Origin of the sequence: Bordetella petrii, from assembly GCF_000067205.1 — a bacterium.
Classification (GTDB): Bacteria; Pseudomonadota; Gammaproteobacteria; order Burkholderiales; family Burkholderiaceae_B; genus Bordetella_A; species Bordetella_A petrii.
Genome location: NC_010170.1, coordinates 331,192 through 348,772, shown reverse-complemented (window position 1 = coordinate 348,772; position 17,581 = coordinate 331,192). Strand labels below are relative to the sequence as shown.

The window sequence follows — 17,581 nt, the reverse complement described above, 5'->3', positions numbered from 1 at the left end:
GCAAGCCGCGCACAAAGAAAATGACTCGTCCAGCCCCATTGAACGTTGAAGCGTATGATTGTTCAACCGATTTTCACGCCTCATTCGCATGCGTCTACAGAATGCCATACCCTTTATCGAAACTGCCTTCGCTGGACCTGGTCCGCGGCTTCGTGGCCGTCGGGCGGCGCATGAGCATTACCGCCGCGGCTCAAGACCTGCATGTAACGCAGTCCGCGGTCAGCCGCCAGATCCGCGCCCTTGAGGCACACCTGGGCGTCACGCTGCTGTCGCGCGGCTTCCGCTCGGTGTCGTTCACCGCGGAAGGCGCGCAGTTATTCCGCATGGCCGACCCCTGGCTGACGCAGCTGGGCGAGCTGGCCGGGCAATGGCGGGCGCCCGAGCGTCGCACACCGGTCACGGTCACCACCACCATCGGGGTGGCATCGCTGTGGCTGCTGCCCCGGCTGGGCGAGTTCCAGGCGGCGCACCCCGCCGTCGATGTGCGCGTGGCCGCCGACAACCGGGTGCTGGACATTGACCGCGACGGCGTCGACATCGCCATTCGCTATAGCCCGCGCGAAGCCGCGCCCGACGGCGCGTTGTGGCTGTTCGGCGAAGCTGTCGTGCCCGTGGCGCATCCCTCGTTGGGTATTGCCAGGCTGGATGCCGGCACCCTGCCCGGCCTGGTGCTACTGGAATTCGACGACCCCACCCGCCCCTGGCTGCAATGGGCAGAATGGCTGCAAGTATGCGAACTGGGCAACGCGCGGCCCAAGGGCATGCTGCGCTTTAACCAGTACGACCAGGTCGTGCATGCGGCGCTGGCCGGCCATGGCGTCGCGCTGGGGCGGCGCGCGCTGGTCGAGCCGCTGCTGGCGCAGCAACGGCTGGTCGCCGTGGGCGACGCGCTGCAAAGCGCTGCCCGCCATGCGTACTGGATGATCCGCGGCACGCAGCCACGCTCGGCCGAGGTGGACATCGTGGCCGACTGGCTGGCCGCCCAGGCGCGCGCCACGGCGCGCGTGCTGGATTGATTCGCGCTATTCTCGAGCCACTTCCCGCCAGCCTACACGGAGCACTTTCTCATGCGCTTTCCGGCCTGTTTCCCGCCACGCCGCACACTGGGCGCGCTAGTCCTGTCCGCCGCGACCCTGCTGGCCGGCGGCCCGGCACTGGCCGCCGCCCCTATCCAGGCCGCCCAGGCGCCCGGCTTCTACCGCATGGCGCTGGGCGATTTCGTCGTCACCGCGCTGTACGACGGCTATGTCGACCTGGACCCGTCCATTCTCAGCGGGGCCAGCGCCCAGGATATTCAAACCCTGCTGGCCGCCATGTTCGTGCCCGTCGATCCCGGCGTGCAAACCGCGGTCAATGGCTACGTCGTGCAAAACGGCAAACAGGTGGTGCTGGTGGATACGGGCGCCGGCCCGTGCCTGGGGCCCACGGCCGGCGGCCTGGCGGGCAACCTGCGCGCCGCGGGCTTCCAGCCCGAACAGGTCGACGCGGTGCTGCTCACGCACCTGCATCCCGACCACGCCTGCGGGCTGCTCACGCCCGAAGGCGCGGCGCTGTTTCCCAATGCCGATGTGTACGCCGCCCGCGCCGAGGCTGATTTCTGGCTGAGCACCACCGTGGCGGCGCAGGCGCCGGCCGACGTGCAGCCCATGTTCAAGATGTCGCGCGACGCGGCCGCGCCATACCAGGCTGCCGGCAAATTCCTTACCTACCAACCCGACGACACGCTGCTGCCGGGCGTGCAGGCCGTGCCCACGCACGGCCACACGCCAGGCCATACCTCGTACCTGTTCACCTCGGGCAAGCAACGCCTGCTGGTCTGGGGCGACATCGTGCACAGCCACGCCGTGCAATTCGCCCGGCCGGAAGTCGCCATAGAGTTCGACGTGGACAGCGCCCAGGCCATTGCCAGCCGCAAGAAAGTCTTCGCAGACACCGCGCGCGACGGGTTGTGGGTGGCCGGCGCGCACCTGCCGTTCCCGGGCCTGGGCCATGTGCGCGCCGATGGCCAGGGTTACGCCTGGGTGCCGGCGGAATACGCGCCGCTGCGGCAGCGTCCTGCCCGGCCCTAGCCGCGGGCCGGTTTATCCGCCGTAGCGCTCGAACCAGTCGAGCATGCGGCGCCAGGCGTCTTCGGCAGCCTCTTTGCGGTAGCTGGGCCGGTAGTCGGCATGAAAGCCGTGGGGCGCGTCTTTGTACAGGCGAATTTCCGACTTCCGGGCGGCTTCCGGGCCCTTGCCCAGCGCTTCGCGCATTTGCTCGACGTCGGCCACCGAGATGCCGGCGTCCGCCGCGCCATAAAGGCCGAGTACCGGCGCGGCCAGCCGGTCGACCAGCTGGATCGGATCCGCCGGCTTGATGGGGCTGGTCGTGTTGCGCACGTGCCCGTACCAGGCGGCGCCGGCGCGTAGATGCGGATTGTGCGCCGCGTACAGCCACACAATGCGCCCGCCCCAGCAGAAACCAGTGACCATCAGCCGCTTCGGGTCGCCGCCATGCTGGGCGGCCCAGGCTGCGGTGGCGTCGAGATCGGCCATGACCTGATCGTCGGGCACCTTGTTGACCACCTCGGCCACCAGCTTGGCGACCTCGGTGTACTTGGACGCGTCGCCCTGGCGCGCGAAGAGCTCGGGCGCCACGGCCAGGTAGCCCGCCTTGGCCAGCCGGCGGCACACGTCCTGTATGTATTCGTGCACGCCGAAGATTTCGTTCACGACCAGCACGGTGGGCAGCGCCTTGGCGCCCTGCGGCGCGGCGCGATAGGCCGGCATGCTGCCGCCCGCCACAGGGATCTGTACCGGCCCGGCATCGAGGCCGGCCGATGGCGTGGTGATGGCGGTGGCCGCGGCCGCATGGCCGGTGGCGGCGGTGAAACCCGTGGCCAGAGCAGTGGCCACGAATGCGCGCCTGTCCAGCCGCAAGGGCGGCAGCAGGCTGTCGAACTGCGAATCTCGGGACATGGCAGGTCTCCTTGAGGGGCCGCCCGCGCGCGGCCGGAAACCATTATGCATCCGGCCGCGAGTCCCGTCTTGCCGTTTTATTTACCTGTCTTCGCGTCCCAGGCAGCGGTAGGCCAGCCCCGCAATGATGGCGCCGGCGATCGGCGCGACCCAGAACAGCCAAAGCTGTTCGAGCGCCCACCCCCCCACGAACAGCGCGGGGCCGGTGGAGCGGGCCGGGTTCACCGAGGTATTGGTGACCGGAATGCTGATTAGGTGGATGAGCGTCAGCGCCAGGCCGATCGGGATGGGGGCGAACCCTGCCGGCGCGCGCTTGTCGGTCGCGCCCAGGATCACGAACAGGAAGCCGAAGGTCAGCACGACCTCGCACACCAGCGCGGCGCTCAATGCATAGTTGCCGGGAGAATGCTCGCCGTAGCCGTTGGCCGCGAAACCACTGGCCACCAGGTCGAAGCCCGGCTTGCCGCTGGCGATCCAGGCCAGCACCGCGGCCCCGATCACGGCGCCGATGACCTGCGCCACGGCATAGGGAACCACCTCGCGCATGGGGAAGCGCCCACCCACGGCCAGCCCCACCGTGACGGCGGGGTTGAAATGCCCACCGGATATATGGCCTACGGCGTACGCCATGGTCAGGACCGTCAGGCCGAACGCCAGCGCGACCCCCACGAAACCGACGCCCAGTTCGGGAAAGCCGGCGGCCAGGACCGCGGTCCCGCACCCGCCAAGAACCAACCAGAAGGTGCCAATGAGCTCGGCCGTGCAACGCTTGGACAACGAAGACATGATGCTTTCTCCAGGTAAAAACCGCAGTGAGCGTATCGCAACCACATCAACCCTAAAGTGAAGCTTTGCAAAGAGCACAGCGCCATGACGCCAATTCAGCATGCCTGGACAGTGTGCGCAGCGATTACCATGGCGTTTTCCATTTCACCTTGACGCCATGCAAGAACCAGCCAGCCACCAACTGTCGATGACCATCCTGATGACGCCGGACATGGCCAACTTCGCAGGCAATGTCCACGGCGGAACCATTCTGAAGTATCTGGACCAAGTTGCCTATGCGTGCGCAAGCCGCTACGCCGGCCACTACGTCGTGACCCTGTCGGTCGACCAGGTGGTTTTCCGCCAGCCCATCCACGTGGGCGAACTGGTCACTTTCCTGGCGTCGGTGAACTACACCGGCCGCACGTCGATGGAAATCGGCATCAAGGTCATTACGGAAGACATCCGCCGCCAAGTCGTTCGGCACGCCAACAGTTGCTACTTCACCATGGTGGCGGTGGACGACAACGGCCAGCCCACGGCCGTGCCGCAACGCGAGTTGCGCACGCTGGAAGACAGGCAGCGGTATGAAGCGGCGCGCGAACGCCGCGAACTGCGCCAGGCCATGGAAAAGCACCATCACGACATCAAGCAACGGGTGCAGGACCCCTCGGCCGATCCGGTCGCCTGAAGGCACACAGGCACGGTTGTTGCAGCTTCGCAACGAACCTGGCCACCATCACCTCGGGACTTTCCCTAGTGCGTGTATTCAGCTCTGTGTAACGAAGGAGGCGATGCGACGCTCCGGGCCCGAGGTCGGACGCGCCACGCGTCCCCCGCCTAGGGCGAGTGTCCATCTGATGTACGTTTTTTTAGCGAGTTGCAGGGCCGAATTTATCGAGCAACTTGATCAAAAGCGGCCGGATGCGGCGCAATTGTTCGAGATGGACGGCAGATAAGGCCTGCAGCTTGGCCTCGGCCAGGGGCGTGAGCGCAACGCGCACGCGGCGGCCATCGGCCGGGTCGACGGAACGCGCAACCATGCCCATGCGCGCCAGCCGGCTGATGAGTTCGACGGCGCTATGGTGCTTGACGCAGAGTTTTTCGGCCAACTCGCCCACGGTGAGCGCCTGCGCTCCGCTACCTTTGATGGTAAGCAAGGCTTGATGCTGTTGCGGCGACAACCCTTGGCCATGGGCCTCGGCTTCACTGAAAACAGTGAAGCGCCGCAGCGCGTAGCGGAACTCGGCCAGGGTTGCAAAATCGGCCGGTTGCAATTCCCGGGTTTCGATATCACCTCTCCGGATGGTTAGAGGATTTACCGACAGAATTCTAAACTACATCGTGCTACGATCCACCCGACTTGGACTATGCGTGCTGGCGGTGCGCTGAGTGTCCGGACGCTTGCAGAACCCGATATGGCTGGCGCCGCCGTGCCATATTTTTTTATATGTTTCATGTCCAAGCCTCATGCGTCCATCGGCACTGCGTCTCCGCCTTTCGGGTTCCAGCAACCCGGCACGGCACAATACGGAGACCTTCTATGCAGCTAAGGAACAAGCAGGATTTCTGGTCAGGGGTGATGTTCACCCTTATCGGCCTGGGATTTGCGCTTGGGGCCACCCAATACAACATGGGCACTTCCGCCCGCATGGGCCCCGGCTATTTCCCCTTCTGGCTCGGCATCTGCCTGGCCATACTGGGCGCCACCGTGGCCCTCGGCGCGATGTCCCCCAAGGCCACCGAAACCACGGTCGAGAAATTCGATTTCAAGATCCTGTTCATCATCATCGGTTCCGTCGTCCTGTTCGGGCTGCTGCTGCGCCCGCTGGGTCTCTACGTGTCGCTGTTCCTGCTGGTCTTGCTCAGCAGTATCGCCAGCTATGAGTTCAGCTGGAAAGTCGCCGTCGTCAACGCGATTTTCCTGGTGGTGTTCTGCTGGCTGGCGTTTATCAAGGGTCTGGGATTGATCTTCCCGCTGTGGCCGTCGTTTCTGGGCATGAATTAAACACAAGGGGAAGACAAGATCATGGAATTGCTGGAACACCTCGCGCTCGGGTTCTCCGTCGCGTTCACTCCCGAAAACCTGCTGTACGCCCTGCTGGGTTGCATCCTGGGCACGCTGGTCGGGGTGCTGCCGGGCCTGGGGCCCGTGCCTACCATCGCAATGCTGCTGCCCATCACGTACGTGCTGCCTCCGGTGGCCGGCCTGATCATGCTGGCGGGCATTTACTACGGCACGCAATACGGCGGCTCCACCACCGCCATCCTGGTCAACCTGCCAGGCGAGACATCCGCCGTGGTGACCGTGCTGGACGGGCACCAGATGGCGCGTAACGGCCGAGCCGGCGCGGCCTTGTCGCTGGCTGCCGTCGGTTCGTTCTTCGCGGGCAGCGTCACCACCATGCTGATCGCCGCCTTCGCGCCCCCGCTGGCCGAAGTGGCGTTCAAGTTTGGCCCGGCCGAGTACTTCTCGCTGATGACCCTGGGCCTGATCGGCGCCGTGGTGCTGGCCTCGGGTTCGCTGCCCAAGGCCATCTGCATGATTCTGCTGGGCCTGCTGCTGGGCATGGTGGGCACCGACGTCAACTCGGGCGTGGCCCGCTACGACTTCGGCATCCCCGAACTGCAAGACGGCATCGACTTCGCCATCGTGGCCATGGGCGTGTTCGGCTTCGCTGAAATCCTCTCGAACCTCGAACAGAAAGAAAACCGCGTCGAACTGCAGGACAAGATCGGTTCGCTGTACCCCAACCGCCAAGAAATCCGCGAAGCCACGCCCGCCATCGTGCGTGGCACGGCGCTGGGTTCGATGCTGGGCATTCTGCCGGGCGGCGGCTCGGTGCTGTCGGCCTTCGCGTCGTACACGCTCGAAAAGAAGCTGTCGAAAGAACCCGAGCGCTTCGGCAAGGGCCACCCGGCCGGCCTGGCCGGCCCTGAATCGGCCAACAACGCTGGCGCGCAGGCTTCGTTCATTCCGCTGCTGACCCTGGGCATTCCGGGCAACGCCGTGATGGCGCTGATGGTCGGCGCCATGACCATCCACAACATTCAGCCCGGCCCGCAGGTCATGACCAGCCACCCGGACCTGTTCTGGGGCCTGATCGCCTCGATGTGGATCGGCAACCTGATGCTGGTGGTGCTGAACCTGCCGCTGATCGGGCTGTGGGTCAAGCTGCTGAAGGTGCCCTACCGCATCCTGTTCCCGGCCATTCTGGTGTTCTGCACGATCGGCGTGTATTCGTTGAACTACAACACCTTCGATATCTACACGACGGCGGTGTTCGGCGTGGTGGGCTACTTCTGGGCCAAGCTCAAGTGCGAAGGCGCCCCGCTGCTGCTGGGCCTGGTGCTGGGCCCCATGATGGAAGAGAACTTCCGGCGCGCCCTGCTGCTGTCGCGCGGCGACTTCTTCACCTTCGTCGAGCGTCCGCTGTCGGCCTCGCTGCTGGCCGCCGCGGCGGTGCTGGTGGTGCTGGTGGCCCTGCCGTCGATCCGCAAGAAGCGCCAGGAAACCTTCGTCGAAGAAGACTGACCCCTTGCCGGCGCCCCGGGCGCCGGCAAGACCGTATTTTGCGTTACCTGTGCCAGACGCCTCGGTGTCTGGCATTTTTTTTGTGCGCCGGACCGGCTCCGGCAAGAACGCGCACAACCACATTGCTGCGGATTTTGCTTTGACTAATCGCAGAAAATAGTTGTGTGCGCAACCAACTGGCGATATAGTTGCGCTCACAACCAATACGAGGAGACCGGCGTGACGCACCCTGCCCCACTGCCCGGACACGTGCCCGTGCTGATCGCGGGCGGCGGCCCTGTCGGGCTGACCCTGGCGGCGCTGCTGGCCGAATACGGCATTGCCTCGCTGACCGTCGAGGCCGATGACGGCTACTGCACAGGCAGCCGGGCCATCTGCATATCGCGCCGTTCGCAAGAAATACTGGCCTGGATCGGCGCCGACCGGCCGCTGGTGGAAAAGGGGCTGCCCTGGAGCAGCGGGCGCAGCTACTACCGCAACCAGGAAGTGCTGCGGTTCGAAATGCCCGGCGACCCGACCCAGCGCTACGCGCCCATGGTCAATATTCAGCAGTTCTATATTGAGGAATATGCCCATCAGGCGCTGCAACGCGGCCGCGCGACCGCACAGGTGGCGTGGGCCAGCCGGGTGGCGCGGGTGCGGCCCGACGACGCCGGCGTCACGGTGCACATTGAAAACGCCGCCGGCTCGCACAGGGTGCGGGCCGACTGGGTGGTGGCCTGCGACGGCGGGCGCAGCACGGTGCGCGAGCAGCTGGGGCTGGCCTTGCAGGGCATGCAGTACGAAGGCCGTTATGTCATCGTCGACATCGAACAGGCATCGTCCCGGCCCACCGAACGCCTGGCGTGGTTCGACCCGCCCTCGAACCCCGGTTCTACCCTGCTGATGCACCGGCAGCCCGACAATGTATGGCGCATCGACTACCAGATCCGCGACGACGAAGATGCGCAAGCCGCCGTGCTGCCCGAGAACGTGCTGCCGCGCGTGCAGAGCCACCTGGACATGATCGGCGAGACGGCGCCATGGAAACCGCTCTGGATCTCGATGTACAACGCCAAGTGCCTGACGCTGGACAGCTACCGCCACGGGCGCGTGCTGTTCGCCGGCGACGCCGGCCACCTGGTGCCGATTTTTGGCGTGCGCGGCCTGAATTCCGGTCTGGACGACGCCGGCAACCTGGCCTGGAAGCTCGCCTGGGTGCTGCGCGGCCACGCCAGCGAAGCGTTGCTGGACACGTATAGCCAGGAACGCGTGCATGCCACCCGGCAGAACCTCAGCTACGGCGCGAAAAGCACCGAATTCATGGCGCCCCCGGACTACGGTTTTCGCCTGCTGCGCGAAGCCACCCTGCGCCTGTCGCTGACCGACGCGACGGTGCGTTCGCTGATCAACCCGCGCCAATCGTCGCCTATTTCGTACCAGGGCTCGGCCCTGAACGCCGCCGACGGCCTGCCCGAAGCCGGCCCACTGGCCGCGCCCGGAGAGCCGGCGCCCGAAGCGCTGCTGCGGCAGGCGGGCGCGCCCCGCCACCTGACCTCGTGCTTCGGCGGCGCGTTCACGCTGCTGGCGTTCGAGTGCGACCCGGCCGCCCTGGCGCAGCTGGACGACCTGGCGCGCGCAGCCACGCCGCTGCGCGTGCTGCACATCGGCCAGGGGGCGAATGCGGCGCTGCACGATGCCAATGGCCAGGCGCGCCAGCGCTACGGCGCGAGCGCTGGCGCCCTGTACGCTATCCGCCCGGACGGCTATGTGCTGGGCCGCTGGCGGCAAGACGACATGCCGGCTGTCCGGCGCGCGCTTACGCCTTATCATCCCGTTACGGAGATCCGCCATGACTGAATCCGACCTGGACCAGGCCTATACGCAGTTGGCGCAAGCCCTTACCCGCGTCGGCGCGGCCCAGGCTCCGTTGTTCCTGTCGGCGCTGTGCCTGTCGCTAATCAGCCGGCAAGAGGACGCCGCGCCGGTGCTGGCCCTGATCGAGCAGGCCGAACACGCCACAAGAGCCTGATCGAGCCGGCATTTGTCGTACCCTTATTCGTTGTACCCATAAGTCAGTACCCACTACCAAGAAAGCAGTACCCATTACCAAACGCTGTACCCACAACACGGAGAGACAATCCATGAACCGTTACCTGAAGGCCGCGGCGACGCTGCTGCTGGCCGCTGGCGCGCTGCAAGCGCAGGCTGCCGACTACCCTGCCCGCGCCATTGAATGGGTCGTGCCCTACCCGGCCGGCGGCGGCACGGATATCGTGGCCCGCACCCTGGCCGAGAAAATGACGACATCGCTCGGGCAACCGCTGGTCATCGCCAACAAACCTGGCGCGGCCACCGCGATCGGCGCCGACTACGTGGCGCGCGCGCAGCCCGACGGCTACACCATGCTGTCCGGCGACACCGCCACTCTGGCCGCCAATCCGGCGCTGTATCCGCAGCTCTCGTACAACCCCGCCACCGACCTGAAATCGGTGGGCCTGATGGCGCGCTTCGCGATGATCCTGGTGGTGAACCCGTCGGTGCCGGCCAAGACGCTGGGCGAACTCGAGGCCTGGATCAAGTCGCAAGCCAACGGCGTCGACTACGCCACGCCCGGCTCGGGCAGCCCGCACCACCTGGCTACCGAACTGTTCCGCCTGCGCACGGGGCTGAACCTGGTGCACGTGCCCTATCGCGGCGCGGCCCCCGCCGTGCAGGATGTCATAGGCGGCCAGGTGCCCATGATGTTCGTCGATTCGGCCACCGGCCAGCAGTACATCGCATCGGGCCGGCTGCGCGCCATTGCCGTCGCCAGCGCCAAGCGCCTGGACTCGATGCCCGACACGCCCACGCTGATGGAACTGGGGCTGAAGGATTTTGAAGCGTATGCCTGGCAAGGGCTGCTGGTGCCCAAGGGCACTTCCGACGCCATCGTCGACCGCCTGAACACCGCCCTGCGCGGCGCGCTGGACTCGGCCGAGGTGCGCGAGAAGTTCAAGTCCATGGGGCTGGAAGCGATTCCCAGCACGCCTCAGGAAATGACCGCCTATGCCGCGTCCGAACGCGAAAAATGGGGCAAGGTCATCCGCGACAGCAAGATCACCGTCAACTGAGCCGATGGCGGGCCGCGCCCGCCACACCTATGCCCACTCGTTCATCCGACACCCTGCCCGCGCTTGAACGCTTCCTGACCTACAGGATGCACGTGGTCAACAAGGTTTCCGACCGCGACTCCAACCGCGCGTACCAGGAAACCTGCGGCCTGCCGCTGGGCGAGGCGCGGTGCCTGGCGGCAATCGGGCGCTATGCGCCGCTGTCGGTGAACGACCTGGCCCGCGCCGCCAACCTGAACAAGGGCCAGGCCAGCCGCTCGGCGCAGGCCCTGGTGGATCGGGGACTGGTCAACAAAGCAGCCTGCGAGAACGATGCGCGGGGCGTGTTGCTGGCGCCCACGCGCGCCGGCCAGGCGCTTTACGAGCGGGTCGTGGCGCTGATCGCGCGCCGCAATGACGAGATATTCGGCTGCCTCAGCGAGCAGGAACAAGCGCAGCTGGGCGCCATGCTCGATCGGGTGATTGCTCACGTGGGAAGAGAGGGGTAAAGGCCGCCGGGGTGGGCACACGCCTGTTCATGGAGTTCGTGGCGCGGCGTCTGGCCACGCTGCCTGGTTTCACCGCTGCTTAGCGCGGGCTTCAGCGCGGCGGCAAGGCCCCTGCGGGATTTACCGGCTTACCGCGATAGCGCAGCTCGAAGTACAGCGCCGGGCCGCTGCGGTCGGTATTGCCCATTTCGGCGATCTGCTGGCCTTGCGAGACCTTCTGCCCTTCTTTCACCAGCATCCGGTTGTTGTGCGCGTAGATGCTGAGAAAGTCGCCGGCGTGCTGCACGATGACCAGGTTGCCGTAGCCGCGCAGGCGGTTGCCGGCATACACCACGCTACCCGCGGCGGCGGCCCGCACCGGCGTGCCGGTTTTGTTGACGATAGTGATGCCCTTCGAGGAATTGCCGTTGTAGCGGTGCGTGATGGTGCCGTCGGCAGGCCAGACCAGCTTGATGCCGCGCACGGCAGCGGCCGACGCCGCCGCCGAAGGCGGCGGGCTGCTTGCGCTGGAGGCCGCGGCCGCACGCCCCTTGGCGCTCACGCGCAACATCTGCCCCTTGCTGATGCGATTGGGATTGGACAGATTGTTCAGGCGCATCAGCTCCGCCACGCTGGTGTTGTGCTCGCGCGCGATCTTGCTGAGCGTGTCGCCGGACTGCACGCGGTAATACCCGGGGCCGACCTTGGTAGAGCTGCACGCCGCCAGCAGCATCAACAAGCCGGCGCACAGCGCGGCGCCGGCATGGCGCCATGCGGCCGCGGCGCGGGGGCGGCGCGGCGCCGCGGGCGAAACAGATAGGGTCGAGATAACAGGCACTGACAACGTATGGGCGTAAATGACAAGAACCGGGAACATCCCTCGCCCAGAAGGGTAACAAGAAACGCTGTAACAGGCTTGTGCATTTGAATCAGGCCCGCCGGCCGCTACACCGACAAATGCCGCCGCACTTCTTCGCCGTCCATTTCGGCCCGCGACCCGCGAGCGACGACCTCGCCGCGCGACAGCACCACGAAATGGTCGGCCAGTTCGCGCGCGAAATCGAAGTACTGTTCGCACAGCAGAATACCGATGTCGCCGCGCTGGCGCAGCAGGCGGATAACGCGGCCGATGTCCTTGATGATCGATGGCTGGATGCCTTCAGTGGGTTCGTCCAGAATGATCAGCCTGGGCTCGGCCACCAATGCCCGCGCAATGGCCAGCTGTTGTTGCTGGCCGCCCGACAGGTCACCGCCCCGGCGGGCCAGCATGCTGCGCAGCACCGGAAACAGCTCGAACACTTCTTCCTTGATGCGGCGCGCACGCGCGCCGGGAAAGCGCGCCATGCCCATGACGATGTTCTCTTCCACCGTCAGCCGCGCGAAAATATCGCGCCCCTGCGGCACATAGGCGATGCCCAGCGCCGCGCGCCGGTGCGGCGGCAGACGCGAGATGTCGTGCCCGTCGAACATCACCTTGCCGCCCGCCACGGGCAGCACGCCCATCAGGCATTTCAGCAACGTGGTCTTGCCCACGCCGTTGCGGCCCAGCAGCCCCAGGCACTCGCCCTGCCGCAGCGACACCGACACGCCACGCAGCGTATGGCTGCCGCCATAGTATTGATCGATGGCTTGCACTTCCAGCATTTCAGCGCCCCAGATAGACTTCAACGACACGCGGGTCGGCCTGCACCTGCGCCATGGTGCCTTCGGCCAGCACCGAGCCTTCATGCAGCACGGTCACCTTGCCGCCGTCGGCGATACGCGAAACGAAATCCATATCGTGCTCCACCACCATCAGCGAGTGGCGGCCGCGCAGTTCGTTGAGCAATTCGCCAGTGCGCTCGGTTTCGGCATCCGTCATGCCGGCCACCGGCTCGTCCAGCAGCAGCAACTGCGGCTCCTGCATCAGCAGCATGCCGATCTCGAGCCACTGCTTCTGGCCATGCGACAACAACCCGGCCGGGCGTTGCGCCGCGTCGCCCAGCCGGATCAGCGCCAGCGTCTCGGCAATGCGATCGGCCTGCTCGCTCGTCAGCCGGGCAAACAGAGTGGGCCGCACGCGCTTGTCGGTCTTCATGGCCAGTTCCAGGTTCTCGAACACCGTGTGCTGCTCGAACACGGTAGGGCGCTGGAACTTGCGGCCAATGCCGGCATGCGCGATTTGCGCCTCGTTCAGCGTGGTCAGGTCGATGTTCTGCCCGAAAAAAGCCGTGCCGGCAGTGGGACGCGTCTTGCCGGTAATGACGTCCATCATGGTGGTCTTACCCGCGCCATTGGGGCCGATAATGCAGCGCAGCTCGCCCACGCCAATGTCCAGCGTCAGGTCGTTCAGGGCCTTGAAGCCATTGAAGCTGACCGTGATGCCGTCCAGGTACAAGATGGCGCCATGGGTCGTATCGACGCCCGGCGGATTGACGCGGCCATACGACGCCTGCCCGCTCGGGCCGCCATCGTCGTCCAAGGCGGCAGCCGCCCTATTGCGCGATTCGGTACTCATGCGGCATGCTCCTCGCGGCGCGCCATCCAGCGCCGCACCAGACCCACGATGCCCTGCGGCAGCAGCAAGGTCACCAACACGAAAATCAGGCCCAGCGCATACAGCCAGAATTCCGGAAACACGCTGGTGAACCAGGTTTTCAGGCCGTTGACCGCGCCTGCCCCGATGATCGGGCCGATCAGCGTGCCACGCCCGCCCGTAGCCACCCAGATGACCATTTCAATCGAATTCTCGGTAGACATTTCGCCGGGGTTGATAATGCCGACCTGCGGCACGTACAAGGCGCCGGCCACGCCGCACATGACGGCCGACAGGGTCCAGACGAACAGCTTGAAGCCCAGCGGCTCGTAGCCGATGAAGCGCAACCGGCTTTCAGCGTCGCGCACCGCGGTCAGCACCCGGCCCAGCTTGGACTGCGTAACCGCGCGGGCCAGCACCAGCGCGCCGAACAGCACCGCCAGCGTCACCCAGTACAACCCCGCGCGCGTCGCGGGCGCGGTGATGTCGAAGCCCAGGATGCGCTTGAAATCGGTAAAGCCGTTGTTGCCGCCAAAGCCCGTATCGTTGCGGAAGAACAGCAGCATGGCCGCGAACGTCAGCGCCTGTGTGATGATGGAAAAGTACACGCCCTTGATGCGCGAACGGAAGGCGAAGTATCCGAACAGAAACGCCAGCCCGCCGGGCACCAGCACCACCAGCAGCATGGCGTACCAGAAGTGGTCGGTAAATGCCCAGTACCAGGGGTACGCCTTCCAGTTCAGAAACACCATGAAATCGGGCACGTCGCTCTGGTAGACGCCGTCGCGCCCGATGGCGCGCATCAGGTACATGCCGTGCGCATACCCGCCCAGCGCGAAGAACAACCCGTGCCCCAATGAGAGAATGCCGGCATAGCCCCACACCAGGTCCAGCGCCAGCGCGGCCAGCGCGTAGCACATGAACTTGCCCAGCAAGGCCACGGCATAGGCCGACACATGCAGCGCATGTCCCGGCGGAAACACCAGGTTCAGGCAGGGCAGCGCCGCCAGCAGCGCCGTGGCGATGGCCAGCCCGGCCCAGGCGCGCGCGCTGAACAGCGGGCGGCGGGCAAGCGCGGGATTCAGGTCGGCGGCGTTCATTCGGCGCTCCTGCCGCGCGGCGCGAACAGGCCCTGGGGCCGCTTCTGCACGAACAGCACTATCAACGCCAGGATGGTGATCTTGGCCATCACGGCTCCGGAATAAGGTTCGAGAAACTTGGTGACAGCGCCCAGGCCCAGCGCGGCCACGACCGTGCCGGCAAGCTGCCCTACCCCGCCCAGTACCACCACCATGAACGAATCGACGATGTAGGCGCGGCCCAGGTCGGGCCCCACGTTGCCCAGCTGGGACAGCGCCACGCCCGCCAGGCCGGCGATTCCCGAACCCAGTCCGAACGCCAGCATGTCGATCCGGCCGGTGGGCACGCCCACGCAGTCGGCCATGCGGCGGTTCTGAGTGATGGCGCGCACGAACAGGCCCAGCCGGGTATGGTTCAGCAGCAGCCATACAAACACCACCACCAGCACCGCGAACGCGACGATGGCAATGCGGTTGTAGGAAAGCACCAGGTTGCCCAGCACCGTGATGCCCCCGCTCATCCACGACGGGTTGCCCACTTCGACATTCTGCGCGCCGAACAGCGTCCGCACCGCCTGCATCAGCATCAGGCTGATGCCCCAGGTGGCCAGCAGGGTTTCCAGGGGCCGACCGTACAGCCAGCGGATGACCGTGCGCTCGAGCGCCATGCCGACCAGCGCCGTCACCACGAAGGCCGCGGGCAGCGCGGCGATCACGTACGCATCCAGCCATTGCGGGAACCACAGCCGGAACAGCGCCTGTACCGCGTAGGTGACATACGCGCCTATCATCAGCAGTTCGCCGTGGGCCATGTTGATCACGCCCATCAGGCCGAACGTGATAGCCAGGCCCAGCGCGGCCAGTAGCAGCACGCTGCCCAGGCTGACGCCATAGAACAAGTTGCCCACCCATGCCACCGTGGCCAGGTGGCGCTCGATGCTGTGCAGCGCGGCGCCGGCCGCGGCGCGCACCTGGGCGTCGGGTTCGGCATAGCGGCCCTGCGCATCTTGCTGCAGCATGGCTTCGAGCACCGGCCGGAAGGCCGCGTTGCCGCTATGCCCGAGCGTTTTCGCGGCCTGGCGCCGCACGCCCGGGTCATCGCTTTGCAACTGCAGCGTGGCGACGGCGATTTCCAGCGCGGCCCGGACCTCGCCGTCGCGCTCCTCGGACAGCGCCTTTTCCAGCATGGGCAGCGCCGTGGCATCCGTGCCGCGCTGGAGCCGCTTCGCGGCCGCCAGGCGCTGCGCGGCATCGGGCGCATGCAGGCGCGAGGCCGCCAGCGCCGCGGCAATGGCCCGGCGCAACCGGTTGTTCACCGACACCGTGCCGGCCTCTGGCGGCAAGGCGGCAGGCTGCCCGGTGGCGGCATCGACGGCGCCCGCTCCTGTGTCTATCAGCAGTCGGCCGTCGGGCGCTGCGTACAACCGGTCGCTTCCCAGGGCTTCGAGTACCGCCGCCGCCTGGGGCGTGGGCTCGAGCCCCAGGCGCGCGATGGCCTCCAGCCTGACGCCAGTGTCGTCATCGGCCAGGGGCGCCAGCAGCGCCGGGTCCAGGCCGGCCGCCGTGGCGGCCGGCATCCAGGCGCCGGCCAGCCAGGCTAATGCCAGGCGTAGCAGAAGCCGTGCAAGAAACGCGCTGCGCATCGTCGCCTCGTCCGCGTGGGGCTACAAGCCCTGCTTGCCTTCGTTGCCCGGGATATACGGACTCCAGGGTTGGGCGCGGATCGGCCCCTTGCTCTTCCACACCACGTTGAACTGGCCGTCGGCCTTGATCTCGCCGATGTAGACCGGCTTGTGCAGGTGGTGGTTGGTCTTGTCCATCTCCACAGTGAATCCGTCCGGCGCCTGGAGGGTCTGCCCGCCCACGGCGCCGATGACGGCATCCACGTCCGTCGTGCCGGCCTTCTCGACAGCCTGCTTCCACATATGGATGCCGATGTAGGTGGCTTCCATCGGGTCATTGGTGACCGCGGTGGCGGCGTTGGGCAAGTTGTGGGCCTTGGCGTATGCCTTCCATTTTTCGATGAAAGCGGTGTTGACCGGATTCTTGATCGACTGGAAGTAGTTCCACGCGGCCAGATGACCCACCAGGGGCTTCGTGTCGACGCCACGCAGTTCTTCTTCGCCCACCGAGAACGCCACCACGGGCACGTCGGTAGCCTTCAGGCCGGCGTTGCCCAGCTCTTTATAAAAGGGCACGTTCGAGTCGCCGTTGATGGTAGACACCACCGCAGTGCGTCCGCCAGCGGCAAAGCGCTTGATATTGGCAACGATGGTCTGGTAGTCGGAATGCCCGAACGGCGTATAGACCTCCTGGATGTCGTCGTCTTTCACGCCCTTCGAATGCAGGAAGGCGCGCAGGATTTTGTTGGTGGTGCGCGGATACACGTAGTCGGTGCCCAGCAGCACGAAACGCCGCGCGCCGCCACCGTCTTCGCTCATCAGGTACTCCACCGCCGGGATGGCCTGCTGGTTGGGCGCGGCGCCCGTGTAGAACACGTTCTTCTCAAGTTCCTCGCCCTCGTACTGCACCGGGTAGAACAGCAGGCCGTTCAATTCCTTGAACACCGGCAGGACCGACTTGCGCGACACCGAGGTCCAGCATCCGAACACCACGGCCACCTTGTCCTGCGTGATCAGCTGGCGCGCCTTCTCGGCAAACAGCGGCCAGTTCGACGCCGGGTCCACCACCACGGGCTCCAGCTTCTTGCCCATGACGCCGCCCTGCGCGTTGATCTCTTCGATGGTCATCAACGCCACATCCTTGAGCGAGGTTTCCGAGATGGCCATGGTGCCGGACAAGGAGTGCAGGATGCCCACCTTGATCGTGTCGGCCGCCATTACGCCCGGCGCCCAGCCAGCCAGCGCCATCAGGCTGGCGGCGGTCAACTGCTTCAGTACGAGTCTGCGCTTCATCGCTTGGATCCTTTTCTGGAATAGGCCGGCGAGCCGGCGTGATGATCTGCCTGTGCATCGAAAGCATGCCGCCCGCATCGCGAACGTCACGGCAACGCGTGCACCAGGGTCAAAGCAATTCCTATGCCAACTTGGCGGCGTGATAGGCCGATATGGCGCAAGGCTCCATGGCGCGCGGCCGGCGCGGCATATCGGGACCGCTACATGAGACACCGGCACGACTAGCCAATGCGCTATCGATGTTGGTGCATGTGCA

18 protein-coding genes are annotated in these 17,581 nt (G+C 66.0%); 9 read left to right on the top strand and 9 right to left on the bottom strand.

The window, feature by feature from the left end; all coding sequences use genetic code 11:
- Nucleotides 1–101: 101 nt before the first annotated feature.
- Together BPET_RS01560 and BPET_RS01555 are read left to right on the top strand one after the other, a co-directional pair.
- The gene (locus tag BPET_RS01560; RefSeq protein ID WP_041862622.1) at nucleotides 102–1,016 is read left to right on the top strand and encodes a LysR substrate-binding domain-containing protein; all 915 of its coding nucleotides are present in this window, start codon (nucleotides 102–104) and stop codon (nucleotides 1,014–1,016) included.
- A 51-nt stretch (nucleotides 1,017–1,067) separates the two neighbouring features.
- Nucleotides 1,068–2,069 carry an MBL fold metallo-hydrolase gene (locus tag BPET_RS01555; protein ID WP_012247336.1) on the top strand — a complete coding sequence of 334 codons (1,002 nt, stop codon included), beginning with the start codon at nucleotides 1,068–1,070 and terminating at the stop codon, nucleotides 2,067–2,069.
- A gap of 12 nt (nucleotides 2,070–2,081) precedes the next feature.
- On the opposite strand, the gene BPET_RS01550 is transcribed toward BPET_RS01555, so the two are convergent.
- Nucleotides 2,082–2,957 carry a dienelactone hydrolase family protein gene (locus BPET_RS01550; RefSeq protein ID WP_041862620.1) on the bottom strand — a complete coding sequence of 292 codons (876 nt, stop codon included), beginning with the start codon at nucleotides 2,955–2,957 and terminating at the stop codon, nucleotides 2,082–2,084.
- A gap of 81 nt (nucleotides 2,958–3,038) precedes the next feature.
- Nucleotides 3,039–3,743, bottom strand: coding sequence for an aquaporin Z (gene aqpZ / locus BPET_RS01545; RefSeq protein WP_012247334.1), 705 nt, complete (start codon nucleotides 3,741–3,743; stop codon nucleotides 3,039–3,041).
- Nucleotides 3,744–3,900: 157 nt separating this feature from the next.
- Between aqpZ and BPET_RS01540 the strand changes: the two genes are divergently transcribed.
- Entirely contained in the window at nucleotides 3,901–4,413 is a 513-nt protein-coding gene (locus BPET_RS01540; protein ID WP_012247333.1) for an acyl-CoA thioesterase, read from the top strand.
- Between the two features lie 181 nt (nucleotides 4,414–4,594).
- On the opposite strand, the gene BPET_RS01535 is transcribed toward BPET_RS01540, so the two are convergent.
- Nucleotides 4,595–4,999 (bottom strand): MarR family winged helix-turn-helix transcriptional regulator, encoded by a 405-nt coding sequence (locus BPET_RS01535; RefSeq protein WP_012247332.1) that lies wholly within the window; start codon nucleotides 4,997–4,999, stop codon nucleotides 4,595–4,597.
- Between the two features lie 266 nt (nucleotides 5,000–5,265).
- Here BPET_RS01535 and BPET_RS01530 point away from each other — a divergent pair, with 266 nt between their 5' ends.
- The 6 genes from BPET_RS01530 (at nucleotide 5,266) to BPET_RS01505 (ending at nucleotide 10,837) form a co-directional block, all read left to right on the top strand.
- Entirely contained in the window at nucleotides 5,266–5,730 is a 465-nt protein-coding gene (locus BPET_RS01530) for a tripartite tricarboxylate transporter TctB family protein (RefSeq protein ID WP_012247331.1), read from the top strand.
- Between the two features lie 21 nt (nucleotides 5,731–5,751).
- On the top strand, nucleotides 5,752–7,257 hold the full coding sequence (locus BPET_RS01525; protein WP_012247330.1) for a tripartite tricarboxylate transporter permease: 1,506 nt from the start codon (nucleotides 5,752–5,754) through the stop codon (nucleotides 7,255–7,257).
- 219 nt (nucleotides 7,258–7,476) lie between these two features.
- Complete coding sequence (locus tag BPET_RS01520) at nucleotides 7,477–9,096, top strand: FAD-dependent oxidoreductase (RefSeq protein ID WP_012247329.1); 1,620 nt, start codon at nucleotides 7,477–7,479, stop codon at nucleotides 9,094–9,096.
- The gene (locus BPET_RS01515) at nucleotides 9,089–9,268 is read left to right on the top strand and encodes a hypothetical protein (RefSeq protein ID WP_012247328.1); all 180 of its coding nucleotides are present in this window, start codon (nucleotides 9,089–9,091) and stop codon (nucleotides 9,266–9,268) included. The genes BPET_RS01520 and BPET_RS01515 overlap by 8 nt, the downstream gene beginning before the upstream one ends.
- A gap of 112 nt (nucleotides 9,269–9,380) precedes the next feature.
- Nucleotides 9,381–10,349: a Bug family tripartite tricarboxylate transporter substrate binding protein gene (locus BPET_RS01510; RefSeq protein ID WP_012247327.1), complete on the top strand. Its 969-nt coding sequence runs from the start codon at nucleotides 9,381–9,383 to the stop codon at nucleotides 10,347–10,349.
- 29 nt (nucleotides 10,350–10,378) lie between these two features.
- On the top strand, nucleotides 10,379–10,837 hold the full coding sequence (locus BPET_RS01505; protein WP_041862617.1) for a MarR family winged helix-turn-helix transcriptional regulator: 459 nt from the start codon (nucleotides 10,379–10,381) through the stop codon (nucleotides 10,835–10,837).
- Between the two features lie 91 nt (nucleotides 10,838–10,928).
- On the opposite strand, the gene BPET_RS01500 is transcribed toward BPET_RS01505, so the two are convergent.
- The 6 genes from BPET_RS01500 to urtA all read right to left on the bottom strand — a co-directional run bounded on the left by BPET_RS01500 (nucleotide 10,929) and on the right by urtA (nucleotide 17,325).
- Complete coding sequence (locus BPET_RS01500; RefSeq protein WP_012247325.1) at nucleotides 10,929–11,693, bottom strand: M23 family metallopeptidase; 765 nt, start codon at nucleotides 11,691–11,693, stop codon at nucleotides 10,929–10,931.
- 68 nt (nucleotides 11,694–11,761) lie between these two features.
- The gene (urtE, locus tag BPET_RS01495; protein WP_012247324.1) at nucleotides 11,762–12,460 is read right to left on the bottom strand and encodes an urea ABC transporter ATP-binding subunit UrtE; all 699 of its coding nucleotides are present in this window, start codon (nucleotides 12,458–12,460) and stop codon (nucleotides 11,762–11,764) included.
- A gap of 1 nt (nucleotide 12,461) precedes the next feature.
- Nucleotides 12,462–13,313: an urea ABC transporter ATP-binding protein UrtD gene (gene urtD, locus BPET_RS01490; RefSeq protein WP_012247323.1), complete on the bottom strand. Its 852-nt coding sequence runs from the start codon at nucleotides 13,311–13,313 to the stop codon at nucleotides 12,462–12,464.
- Nucleotides 13,310–14,431 carry an urea ABC transporter permease subunit UrtC gene (gene urtC, locus BPET_RS01485; protein WP_012247322.1) on the bottom strand — a complete coding sequence of 374 codons (1,122 nt, stop codon included), beginning with the start codon at nucleotides 14,429–14,431 and terminating at the stop codon, nucleotides 13,310–13,312. Before urtC ends, urtD begins: the two co-directional genes overlap by 4 nt.
- Nucleotides 14,428–16,053: an urea ABC transporter permease subunit UrtB gene (gene urtB / locus BPET_RS01480; RefSeq protein ID WP_012247321.1), complete on the bottom strand. Its 1,626-nt coding sequence runs from the start codon at nucleotides 16,051–16,053 to the stop codon at nucleotides 14,428–14,430. Before urtB ends, urtC begins: the two co-directional genes overlap by 4 nt.
- Before the next feature lie 21 nt (nucleotides 16,054–16,074).
- Nucleotides 16,075–17,325: an urea ABC transporter substrate-binding protein gene (gene urtA / locus BPET_RS01475; protein ID WP_012247320.1), complete on the bottom strand. Its 1,251-nt coding sequence runs from the start codon at nucleotides 17,323–17,325 to the stop codon at nucleotides 16,075–16,077.
- Between the last annotated feature and the right edge of the window lie 256 nt (nucleotides 17,326–17,581).